This window comes from Streptomyces sp. NPDC001796 (genome assembly GCF_042892355.1).
Taxonomy (GTDB): domain Bacteria; phylum Actinomycetota; class Actinomycetes; order Streptomycetales; family Streptomycetaceae; genus Streptomyces.
On the sequence record NZ_JBIAUC010000021.1, the window covers coordinates 106,719 to 117,675 of the forward strand.

At 70.8% G+C, this 10,957-nt stretch carries 9 protein-coding genes; 1 reads left to right on the plus strand and 8 read right to left on the minus strand.

The features are described 5' to 3' along the window. Nucleotides 1-52: 52 nt before the first annotated feature. The 8 genes from pyrF to pyrR form a co-directional block, all read right to left on the minus strand. Entirely contained in the window at nucleotides 53-898 is an 846-nt protein-coding gene (pyrF, locus tag ACFYZE_RS30535; protein WP_389001048.1) for an orotidine-5'-phosphate decarboxylase, read from the minus strand. Next, on the minus strand, nucleotides 895-2,001 hold the full coding sequence (locus ACFYZE_RS30540; protein WP_389001051.1) for a quinone-dependent dihydroorotate dehydrogenase: 1,107 nt from the start codon (nucleotides 1,999-2,001) through the stop codon (nucleotides 895-897). The genes pyrF and ACFYZE_RS30540 overlap by 4 nt, the downstream gene beginning before the upstream one ends. Before the next feature lie 86 nt (nucleotides 2,002-2,087). Next, nucleotides 2,088-5,396 carry a carbamoyl-phosphate synthase large subunit gene (gene carB, locus ACFYZE_RS30545; RefSeq protein ID WP_389001054.1) on the minus strand — a complete coding sequence of 1,103 codons (3,309 nt, stop codon included), beginning with the start codon at nucleotides 5,394-5,396 and terminating at the stop codon, nucleotides 2,088-2,090. After that, the gene (gene carA / locus ACFYZE_RS30550; RefSeq protein ID WP_389001057.1) at nucleotides 5,389-6,531 is read right to left on the minus strand and encodes a glutamine-hydrolyzing carbamoyl-phosphate synthase small subunit; all 1,143 of its coding nucleotides are present in this window, start codon (nucleotides 6,529-6,531) and stop codon (nucleotides 5,389-5,391) included. The genes carB and carA overlap by 8 nt, the downstream gene beginning before the upstream one ends. After that, on the minus strand, nucleotides 6,528-7,088 hold the full coding sequence (locus ACFYZE_RS30555; RefSeq protein WP_389001060.1) for a hypothetical protein: 561 nt from the start codon (nucleotides 7,086-7,088) through the stop codon (nucleotides 6,528-6,530). Before ACFYZE_RS30555 ends, carA begins: the two co-directional genes overlap by 4 nt. Continuing rightward, nucleotides 7,085-8,371, minus strand: a complete 1,287-nt coding sequence (locus tag ACFYZE_RS30560) for a dihydroorotase (RefSeq protein WP_389001063.1) — start codon at nucleotides 8,369-8,371, stop codon at nucleotides 7,085-7,087. The genes ACFYZE_RS30555 and ACFYZE_RS30560 overlap by 4 nt, the downstream gene beginning before the upstream one ends. Continuing rightward, nucleotides 8,368-9,363, minus strand: coding sequence for an aspartate carbamoyltransferase catalytic subunit (locus tag ACFYZE_RS30565; protein WP_389001066.1), 996 nt, complete (start codon nucleotides 9,361-9,363; stop codon nucleotides 8,368-8,370). The genes ACFYZE_RS30560 and ACFYZE_RS30565 overlap by 4 nt, the downstream gene beginning before the upstream one ends. 103 nt (nucleotides 9,364-9,466) lie before the next feature. Beyond that, nucleotides 9,467-10,039 (minus strand): bifunctional pyr operon transcriptional regulator/uracil phosphoribosyltransferase PyrR, encoded by a 573-nt coding sequence (pyrR, locus tag ACFYZE_RS30570; protein WP_389001069.1) that lies wholly within the window; start codon nucleotides 10,037-10,039, stop codon nucleotides 9,467-9,469. A 265-nt stretch (nucleotides 10,040-10,304) separates the two neighbouring features. Here pyrR and bldD point away from each other — a divergent pair, with 265 nt between their 5' ends. Then, nucleotides 10,305-10,808 (plus strand): transcriptional regulator BldD, encoded by a 504-nt coding sequence (gene bldD, locus ACFYZE_RS30575; RefSeq protein ID WP_103844821.1) that lies wholly within the window; start codon nucleotides 10,305-10,307, stop codon nucleotides 10,806-10,808. The last annotated feature ends 149 nt before the right edge of the window (nucleotides 10,809-10,957 follow it).

Sequence of the window (10,957 nt, forward strand, 5' to 3'; positions counted from 1 at the left end):
TCGAGCGGCCCTGGAAGGACTCTTCCGCGCGCTCACGCGCCCCCGCGAGGCCCTACTCCTCGTTCAGGGCGCCCCGGATCTCGTCGGCGAAGCGTTGCGCGGCGTCACGCAGGGCGACGACGTCGGGACCGTGACGAAGAACACCCCGGCTGACGTTCGGGACGACATTGCGCACCGCCGCGCCGAACACCGCCGGAAGATCGGCCGGAGTGGCCCCCTGGGCACCGATGCCGGGGGCGAGGAGCGGCCCGTGGATGTCCAGGTCGTACGACGACAGGTCGCCGAGCGTGGCGCCGACGACCGCGCCGAAGGAGCCGAGAGGCTCCTCCCCCGCGTTCTCGGCCGTGAGGTGGGCGAGCATCGTCGCTCCGACGTTCCGTCCGTCGGACCGCAGGGCGTGCTGCACCTCGCCGCCCTCCGGGTTGGAGGTCAGGGCGAGCACGAAGAGCCCGGCTCCGCTCTCCCGCGCCAGCTCCACGGCCGGCTTCAGGGAGCCGTAGCCGAGGTACGGCGAGACCGTGAGCGCGTCGGAGAACAGCGGGGCGTCCTTGTGCAGGAAGGACTCGGCGTACGCGGCCATGGTCGAGCCGATGTCGCCGCGCTTGGCGTCCATGACGACCAGCGCCCCGGCCGCCCGCGCCTCGGCGACCGCCTTCTCCAGGACGGCGACGCCGCGCGACCCGAACCGCTCGAAGAACGCGCTCTGCGGCTTGAGCACGGCGACCCGGTCGGCCATGGCCTCCACGACCGTGCGGCTGAACCGCTCCAGCCCGGCGACATCGTCGTTCAGGCCCCACTCGGTGAGCAGCGACGCGTGCGGGTCGATCCCGACGCACAGCGGGCCGCGCTCGTCCATGGCGCGGCGCAGACGCGCGCCGAAGGGCTCCAGAGGACTCATGCGGCCTTCCTTACGTCGGCGCCGACCGCGTCGGCGAGGGTGGCGTACGGGCTCGTACGGAGGCGGGCGAGGAGCCCCTTGTGGATGGCGCGGCTCCAGAAGGGCCCCTCGTAGACGAAGGCGCTGTAGCCCTGCACCAGCGTGGCACCGGCCAGGATGCGCTGCCAGGCGTCCTCGGCGTTCTCGATGCCGCCGACGCCCACCAGGGTGATGCGGTCGCCCACGCGCGCGTAGAGGCGCCTCAGCACCTCCAAGGAGCGCGTTTTCAGCGGCGCGCCCGACAGCCCGCCGGTCTCCTTCACCAGGGAGGGCTGCGACCTCAGGCCGAGGCCCTCGCGCGCGATGGTGGTGTTCGTGGCGATGATCCCGTCCAGGCCGAGCTCCACCGCCAAGTCGGCGACGGCGTCGATGTCCTCGTCGGCGAGATCCGGGGCGATCTTCACGAGGAGCGGTACGCGCCGCGCGCGGACCGTACGGTCGGCGGCCTCGCGGACGGCGGTCAGCAGCGGGCGCAGCGCCTCGGTGGCCTGCAGGTTGCGCAGGCCGGGCGTGTTCGGGGAGGAGACGTTGACGACCAGGTAGTCGGCGTAGGGCGCGAGCCGCTCGGTCGACTTCACGTAGTCCTTGGCGGCCTCGGCCTCCGGGACGACCTTGGTCTTGCCGATGTTGACGCCCACCACCGTCTTGAACGCCGGTGTACGGGTCGCCAGGCGCGCGGCGACGGCGAGCGACCCCTCGTTGTTGAAGCCCATGCGGTTGATCAGGGCGCGGTCCTGGACGAGGCGGAAGAGCCGCTTCTTGGGGTTGCCCGGCTGCGCCTCCCCCGTCACCGTGCCGATCTCGACGTGGTCGAAGCCCAGCATCGACATCCCGTCGATCGCGACGGCGTTCTTGTCGAAGCCGGCGGCCAGCCCGAAGGGGCCGTGCATGCGCAGCCCGAAGGCCTCCGTGCGCAGCTCCTTGTAGAGGGGCGCGAGGGCGGCCGCCAGGAACGTGCGCAGCACGGGGATGCGGGCGGCGAGGCGGATCCAGCGGAAGGCCAGGTAGTGGGCCTGCTCGGGGTCCATCCGCTGGAAGACCAGACGGAAGAAGAGCTTGTACATGTCTCGGGAGTCCTCAGGAGTCCTCATGAGGTTGGGAGTCCTCATGAAGAGGGGGACACCGCTTCCGGTGTCCCCCTCGTCGGCTGCTAGTCGCGGGCCGCGATCAGGAATTCGGCGTGTTCCTGGAGCGAGCGCACGCCCACGTCGCCGTGGTTGAGCGCGTCGATGCCCTGGACCGCCGCGGCCAGCGCCTGGACCGTCGTCAGACACGGCACGGAGCGGGCCACCGCCGCCGTACGGATGTCGTAGCCGTCGAGGCGGCCGCCGGTGCCGTACGGGGTGTTGACGATGAGGTCGACCTCGCCGTCGTGGATCATCTGGACGATGGTCTTCTCGCCGTTCGGGCCGGGGCCGTCGGACTGCTTGCGCACGACCGTCGCGTTGATGCCGTTGCGCTTGAGGACCTCGGCGGTGCCGGAGGTGGCGAGCAGCTCGAAGCCGTGCGCGACCAGCTCACGCGCCGGGAAGATCATCGAACGCTTGTCGCGGTTGGCGACCGAGATGAACGCGCGGCCCTTGGTGGGCAGCGGACCGTAGGCGCCCGCCTGCGACTTGGCGTACGCCGTGCCGAAGACGGAGTCGATGCCCATGACCTCGCCGGTGGAGCGCATCTCCGGGCCGAGGACGGTGTCGACACCGCGGCCGTGGATGTCGCGGAACCGCGACCACGGCATCACGGCCTCCTTCACGGAGATCGGCGCGTCCAGCGGCAGCTCGCCGCCGTCGCCGCTCTTCGGCAGCAGGCCCTCCTCGCGCAGCTCGGCGATGGTCGCGCCCAGTGAGATGCGGGCGGCGGCCTTCGCGAGCGGCACCGCCGTCGCCTTCGAGGTGAAGGGCACCGTACGGGAGGCGCGCGGGTTGGCCTCGAGGACGTAGAGGATGTCGCCAGCCATCGCGAACTGGATGTTGATCAGTCCGTGGACGCCGACGCCCCGCGCGATGGCCTCCGTGGAGGCGCGCAGGCGCTTGATGTCGAAGCCGCCCAGCGTGATCGGGGGCAGCGCGCACGCGGAGTCGCCGGAGTGGATGCCGGCCTCCTCGATGTGCTCCATCACGCCGCCGAGGTACAGCTCCTCGCCGTCGTAGAGGGCGTCGACGTCGATCTCGATCGCGTCGTCGAGGAAGCGGTCGACGAGCACCGGCCGGGAAGGGCTGATCTCGGTCGACTCGGCGATGTACGCGGCGAGGCGGGCCTCGTCGTAGACGATCTCCATGCCGCGCCCGCCGAGGACGTAGGACGGCCGGACGAGGACCGGATAGCCGATCTCGTCCGCGATGGCCTTGGCCTCCTCGAAGGTGGTGGCGGTGCCGTGCTTGGGGGCCGGGAGACCGGCCTCCGCGAGCACGCGGCCGAACGCGCCGCGGTCCTCGGCGGCGTGGATCGCCTCGGGCGAGGTGCCCACGATCGGCACGCCGTTGTCCTTCAGCGCCTGCGCGAGACCCAGCGGGGTCTGGCCGCCCAGCTGGACCACGACGCCTGCGACCGGCCCGGCCTGCTGCTCGGCGTGGACGATCTCCAGCACGTCCTCGAGCGTCAGCGGCTCGAAGTACAGGCGGTCGGAGGTGTCGTAGTCCGTGGAGACCGTCTCCGGGTTGCAGTTGACCATCACGGTCTCGTACCCGGCATCGCTGAGCGCGAAGGAGGCGTGGACGCACGAGTAGTCGAACTCGATGCCCTGGCCGATGCGGTTGGGGCCGGAGCCCAGGATGATCACCGCGGGCTTCTCGCGGGGGGCGACCTCGCTCTCCTCGTCGTAGGAGGAGTAGAAGTACGGCGTCTTCGCGGCGAACTCGGCGGCGCAGGTGTCGACCGTCTTGTACACCGGGCGGACGCCGAGGGCGTGCCGCACCTCGCGGACGACGTCCTCGCGCAGGCCGCGGATCTCGGCGATCTGCTGGTCGGAGAAGCCGTGCCGCTTGGCCTCGGCGAGCAGGTCGGCGTCCAGGCGGTCGGCGGCGGCCAGCTCGTCCGCGATCTCCTTGATCAGGAAGAGCTGGTCGACGAACCACGGGTCGATCTTGGTGGACTCGAAGACCTCCTCGGGCGTGGCGCCCGCGCGGATGGCCTGCATGACCGTGTTGATCCGGCCGTCGGTGGGGCGGGCGGCCTCACGCAGCAGCTCGTCCTTGTCCCCGGGCTCACCCACGAACGTGAACTGGCTGCCCTTCTTCTCCAGCGAGCGCAGCGCCTTCTGGAAGGCCTCGGTGAAGTTGCGGCCGATGGCCATGGCCTCGCCGACCGACTTCATGGTGGTGGTCAGCGTGCTGTCCGCACTCGGGAACTTCTCGAACGCGAACCGCGGCGCCTTGACGACCACGTAGTCGAGGGTCGGCTCGAAGGAGGCCGGGGTCTCCTGGGTGATGTCGTTCGGGATCTCGTCGAGGGTGTAGCCGACGGCGAGCTTGGCCGCGATCTTCGCGATCGGGAAGCCGGTCGCCTTGGAGGCCAGGGCCGAGGACCGCGACACGCGCGGGTTCATCTCGATGACGATCACACGACCGTCCTCGGGGTTCACCGCGAACTGGATGTTGCAGCCGCCGGTGTCGACGCCGACCTCGCGGATCACGGCGATGCCGACGTCCCGGAGGATCTGGTACTCGCGGTCGGTCAGGGTCATCGCCGGGGCGACGGTGATGGAGTCGCCGGTGTGCACACCCATCGGGTCGAAGTTCTCGATGGAGCAGACGACCACGACGTTGTCGTGCTTGTCGCGCATCAGCTCCAGCTCGTACTCCTTCCAGCCGAGGATGGACTCCTCCAGGAGCACCTCGGTGGTCGGGGAGAGCGCGAGACCGGTGCCCGCGATGCGGCGCAGCTCCTCCTCGTCGTGCGCGAAGCCGGAGCCGGCGCCGCCCATGGTGAAGGAGGGGCGCACGACGACCGGGTAGCCGCCCAGCTCCTCGACGCCGGCGAGGACGTCGTCCATGGAGTGGCAGATCACGGACCGGGCGGACTCGCCGTGCCCGATCTTCCTGCGGACCTCCTCCACGACCTCCTTGAACTGGTCGCGGTCCTCACCCTTGTGGATGGCCTCCACCTTGGCGCCGATCAGCTCGACGCCGTACTTCTCCAGGACGCCGTTCTCGTGCAGCGAGATCGCCGTGTTGAGCGCCGTCTGGCCGCCAAGGGTGGGCAGCAGCGCGTCGGGGCGCTCCTTGGCGATGATCTTCTCGACGAAGTCCGGGGTGATCGGCTCGACGTAGGTGGCGTCGGCGATCTCCGGGTCGGTCATGATCGTCGCCGGGTTGGAGTTGACGAGGATGACCCTGAGACCCTCGGCCTTCAGGACGCGGCACGCCTGGGTGCCGGAGTAGTCGAACTCGGCGGCCTGGCCGATGACGATCGGGCCGGAGCCGATGACCAGGACGGACTGGATATCGGTGCGCTTAGGCACGCTGGCCCTCCATGAGCTTCACGAAGCGGTCGAACAGGTACGCGGCGTCGTGGGGACCGGCGGCCGCCTCGGGGTGGTACTGGACGCTGAAGGCCGGCTTGTCGAGGAGCTGGAGGCCCTCCACCACGTTGTCGTTGAGGCAGACGTGGGAGACCTCGGCACGGCCGTAGGGGGTTTCGGAGACCTTGTCGAGCGGGGCGTCGACGGCGAACCCGTGGTTGTGCGCGGTGACCTCGACCTTGCCGGTCGTACGGTCCTGCACCGGCTGGTTGATGCCGCGGTGGCCGTACTTCAGCTTGTAGGTGCCGAAGCCCAGGGCGCGGCCGAGGATCTGGTTGCCGAAGCAGATGCCGAACAGGGGCGTGCCGCGCTCCAGGACGGCCTGCATGACCGAGACGGCGTGGTCGGCGGTGGCGGGGTCGCCGGGGCCGTTGGAGAAGAACACGCCGTCCGGGCCCACGGCGTAGATGTCCTCGGCGGTCGCAGTCGCGGGCAGCACGTGGACCTCGATGCCGCGCTCGGCCATGCGGTGCGGGGTCATGCCCTTGATGCCCAGGTCGACCGCGGCGACCGTGAACTTCTTCTCACCGATCGCGGGGACGACGTACGGCTCGGTGGTGGCGACCTCGGCGGAGAGGTCCGCGCCCTTCATCTCCGGTGCCTGACGCACCTCGGCGAGCATGGTGCCCTCGTCGGGCAGCGCCTCGCCGGAGAAGATGCCGACGCGCATGGCTCCGCGCTCGCGCAGGTGGCGGGTCAGGGCGCGGGTGTCGACGCCGCTGATGCCGACGACGCCCTGCGCGCGCAGTTCGTCGTCGAGCGAGCGCTTGGCCCGCCAGTTGGAGGGCTTGCGCGCGGGGTCGCGTACGACGTAGCCGGCGACCCAGATCCGCTTGGACTCGGGGTCCTCGTCGTTGACGCCGGTGTTGCCGACATGGGGGGCGGTCATGACCACGACCTGGCGGTGGTAGGACGGGTCGGTGAGGGTCTCCTGGTAGCCGGTCATGCCGGTGGAGAACACGGCTTCGCCGAAGGTCACCCCCACGGCCCCGTAGGCGCGGCCGCGGAAGATCCGGCCGTCCTCCAGGACGAGTACGGCGGGAACCTTGTCAGCTCCCCTGGTGGAGGTCGTCATCGTGCGCCTTCCGTCTTGTGGATCATCTGATTCAGGGTGTCGACCCAGTCGCCGTGCTCGGCCGCGCGGTCCGAGCGGAAGCCCGAATCGATCAGCTTGTCGCCGTGCGCCCAGGTCACCACCAGCAGTCCGCCCTCGGTGAGGACCTTGCCGGCGATGCCCTTGTCGAGCCGGACTTCGCGCAGCCGCTCGGCCGGGATGAAGAAGTCCGTTGCTCCGGGGCGTACGACGTCCAGGCCCGCGTCGGTCAGCGTGAGCTCGACACGGCTGCGGGTGCCCAGGCCGTGGGCCACGATGCGGTCGAGCCACTGCCCGGCGGTGGTGGAGCCGTGGTAGCGGCCGCTCATCGTCAGCTTCGCCGTGCCGGGGTCCTCGGGCGCCGTGGGCAGCTCCGGCAGGTCGCTCTGCAGGGTGCCGCGCCACTTCCAGCCCTCGCGCATCAGCCAGTAGACGAGCGCGACGAAGAGGGCGAGTCCGACGAGCCAGCCGATGCGGTCGGTCCAGTCGGTGACCTGGGCCGATTTCTTCTCGGCTGCGAACAGGAGTACAGGTGTCACGTGAGCTTCCCGTCGACGAGCGTGGCCTTGCCCCGCAGCCAGGTGTGCGTGACACGGCCCGGCAGCTCACGGCCCTGGTAGGGGGTGTTGCGGCTGCGCGAGGCGAAGCCCGCGGGGTCCACCTGCCCACGGTATGCCGTGTCGACGAGCGTCAGGTTGGCGGGCTCACCTGCCGAGACGGGGCGGCCGTGGCCGGTGGCCCGGCCGATCTTCGCCGGCTTGAAGGACATGCGCTCGGCGACGCCCGCCCAGTCGAGCAGACCGGTGTCGACCATCGTCTCCTGGACGACGGACAGCGCGGTCTCAAGGCCGACCATGCCCATGGCGGCGGCGGCCCACTCGCAGTCCTTGTCCTCGTGCGGGTGCGGGGCGTGGTCGGTGGCGACGATGTCGATCGTGCCGTCGGCGAGCGCCTCGCGCAGCGCCAGCACGTCGCGCTCGGTGCGCAGCGGCGGGTTGACCTTGTAGACCGGGTTGTAGGTGCGCACCAGTTCGTCGGTGAGGAGGAGGTGGTGCGGGGTGACCTCGGCGGTGACGTCGATACCGCGGGACTTGGCCCAGCGGACGATCTCCACGGACCCGGCGGTGGACAGGTGGCAGATGTGGACGCGGGAGCCGACGTGGTCGGCCAGGAGGACGTCGCGCGCGATGATCGACTCCTCGGCGACGGCCGGCCAGCCGCCGAGGCCCAGCTCGGCGGAGACGACGCCCTCGTTCATCTGGGCGCCCTCGGTCAGCCGCGGCTCCTGTGCGTGCTGGGCGACCACGCCGCCGAAGGCCTTCACGTACTCCAGCGCCCGGCGCATGATCACCGCGTCGTCGACGCACTTGCCGTCGTCGGAGAAGACCGTGACACCGGCCGCCGACTCGTGCATGGCGCCCAGCTCGGCGAGCTTCTTGCCCTCCAGGCCGACCGTGACCGCGCCGATGGGCTGCACGTCGCAGTAGCCGTGTTCCCGCCCCAGCCGCCAGACCTGCTCGACGACACCGGCTGTGTCGGCGACCGGGAAGGTGTTGGCCATCGCGAACACGGCGGTGTAGCCGCCGCTCGCGGCGGCCCGCGTACCGGTCAGGACGGTCTCGGAGTCCTCGCGGCCGGGCTCGCGCAGGTGGGTGTGCAGGTCGACGAGGCCGGGGAGCAGCACCTTGCCGCCGGCCTCGACGACCTCCGCTCCCTCGGCGGACAGGCCGGTGCCGACCGCCTGGACGACCTCACCGTCGATCAGCACGTCCTGCGGCTCGCCGCCGACCACCTTCGCACCACGGATCAGGGTCTTGCTCATCGGTTCTGGTTCTCCTCGGTACGGGCGTCGGTGACGGTCTTGGGGTCGAACACGGCGCCACCCAGCAGCAGGTACAGGACCGCCATGCGGATGGAGACGCCGTTCGCCACCTGCTCGACGGCGGTGCAGCGGTCGGAGTCGGCGACCTCGGCGGTGATCTCCATGCCGCGGACCATCGGGCCGGGGTGCATCACGATCGCGTGCTCCGGCATCTTCGCCATGCGGTCGGCGTCGAGGCCGTAGCGCCGGGAGTACTCGCGCTCGGTCGGGAAGAAGGCGGCGTTCATGCGCTCCCGCTGGACGCGGAGCATCATCACCGCGTCGGACTTGGGGAGGGTGCTGTCGAGATCGAACGAGACCTCGCACGGCCAGGAGCCGACGCCGACCGGCAGCAGGGTGGGCGGGGCGACGAGCGTGACGTCGGCGCCGAGGGTGTGCAGCAGGTCGACGTTGGAGCGGGCGACCCGGCTGTGCAGCACGTCGCCGACGATCGTGATGCGCTTGCCGGCCAGGTCACGCCCTAGACCGGCGTCCCGGCCGACCAGGCGGCGGCGCATGGTGAAGGCGTCGAGCAGGGCCTGGGTGGGGTGCTGGTGGGTGCCGTCGCCCGCGTTGATGACGGCGGCGTCGATCCAGCCGGAGTTGGCCAGGCGGTAGGGGGCTCCGGAGGCGCCGTGCCGGATGACGACGGCGTCGACGCCCATGGCCTCCAGGGTCTGGGCGGTGTCCTTCAGGGACTCCCCCTTGGACACGCTGGATCCCTTGGCGGAGAAGTTGATGACGTCCGCGGACAGACGCTTCTCGGCGGCCTCGAAGGAGATCCGGGTGCGCGTGGAGTCCTCGAAGAAGAGGTTGACGACGGTGCGGCCGCGCAGGGTCGGCAGCTTCTTGATCGGCCGGTCCGCGACCCGTGCCATCTCCTCGGCGGTGTCGAGGATCAGGACGGCGTCGTCGCGGGTGAGGTCGGCGGCCGAGATGAGATGACGCTGCATCTTTCAGGCTCCGTAAGGCGGTTCATTCGGGAGATTTGGTACAGACGGGCGCGCGTCGGTGCGCACTCGCGAGGCGTACGGCGGCTCGCCGTTCGCCGGAGCGCTAGTGCTGTGCGCCGTGACCGGTCTGCTTCGCACCGAGCAGCACGGTGTCGCGACCGTCCTCCTCGGCGAGCTGGACCTTGACCGTCTCCCGCAGCGACGTGGGGAGGTTCTTGCCGACGTAGTCGGCGCGGATCGGCAGTTCGCGGTGGCCGCGGTCGACGAGGACCGCGAGCTGGACCGCGCGGGGGCGCCCGATGTCGTTCAGGGCGTCGAGGGCGGCGCGGATGGTGCGGCCGGAGAAGAGCACGTCGTCGACCAGGACGACGAGGCGGCCGTCGATGCCGTCACCGGGGATCTCGGTGCGTGCCAGCGCACGCGGCGGCTGCATGCGCAGGTCGTCGCGGTACATGGTGATGTCGAGGGAGCCGACCGGGACCTTGCGGCCGGTGATCTCCTCGAGCTTGTCGGCGAGCCGCCGGGCGAGGAAGACACCTCGGGTCGGAATGCCGAGGAGCACCACGTCGTCGGCGCCCTTGGCGCGCTCGACGATCTCGTGGGCGATGCGGGTCAGCACCCGCGCGATGTCAGGACCTTCGAGGACGGGCCGAGCATCGGAATGCCGTGTGTCCATACGAAACGGACCTCCTTCTCCGCCTCACGGGACGGACCTTAAAGGACGTCGGAATTGCGCCATACACGGTACCAGCCCGCGAGCGGAGCCCGGTCACCCCCCTGGCGCACTGCGTCACCCGTCCGGCGGTCCCGCACGCCGTCTACCACGGAAGGGTCGGTCCGGACCATTCGGCTTGACGGGGAAGAGTCACGCTGCGTAACCTCACAGTGAGTCACCAGCCGCGCGGCCGAGCCGCACGTCGACACCGTGTCCGGGGAGCTATATGTCCAGCGAATACGCCAAACAGCTCGGGGCCAAGCTCCGGGCGATCCGCACCCAGCAGGGCCTTTCCCTCCACGGTGTGGAGGAGAAGTCCCAGGGACGCTGGAAGGCGGTCGTGGTCGGTTCGTACGAGCGCGGCGACCGCGCCGTCACCGTGCAGCGTCTGGCCGAGCTGGCGGATTTCTACGGGGTCCCGGTGCAGGAGCTGCTGCCCGGCACCACCCCCGGTGGAGCCGCCGAGCCGCCGCCGAAGCTGGTTCTGGACCTGGAGCGCCTGGCCAACGTGCCGGCGGAGAAGGCGGGCCCCCTCCAGCGGTATGCGGCGACGATCCAGTCCCAGCGCGGTGACTACAACGGCAAGGTGCTGTCGATCCGCCAGGACGACCTGCGCACGCTCGCGGTCATCTACGACCAGTCGCCCTCCGTCCTCACCGAGCAGCTGATCAGCTGGGGAGTCCTGGACGCGGACGCCCGCCGCGCGGTGGCCTCCCACGAGGAGAGCTGACCGCCCAGGTCCCAGCAGAAACGTGGGGGGGGGGGGGGGGGGGGGGGGGGGGGGGGGGGGGCGGGCGCGCCCCCCCGGCCGCGGGGGGGGCCGCCGGGCGGCCCGCCGCGGGCGGCGGCCCGGCGCGCCCCCCGCGCCCGCGCGCCCCG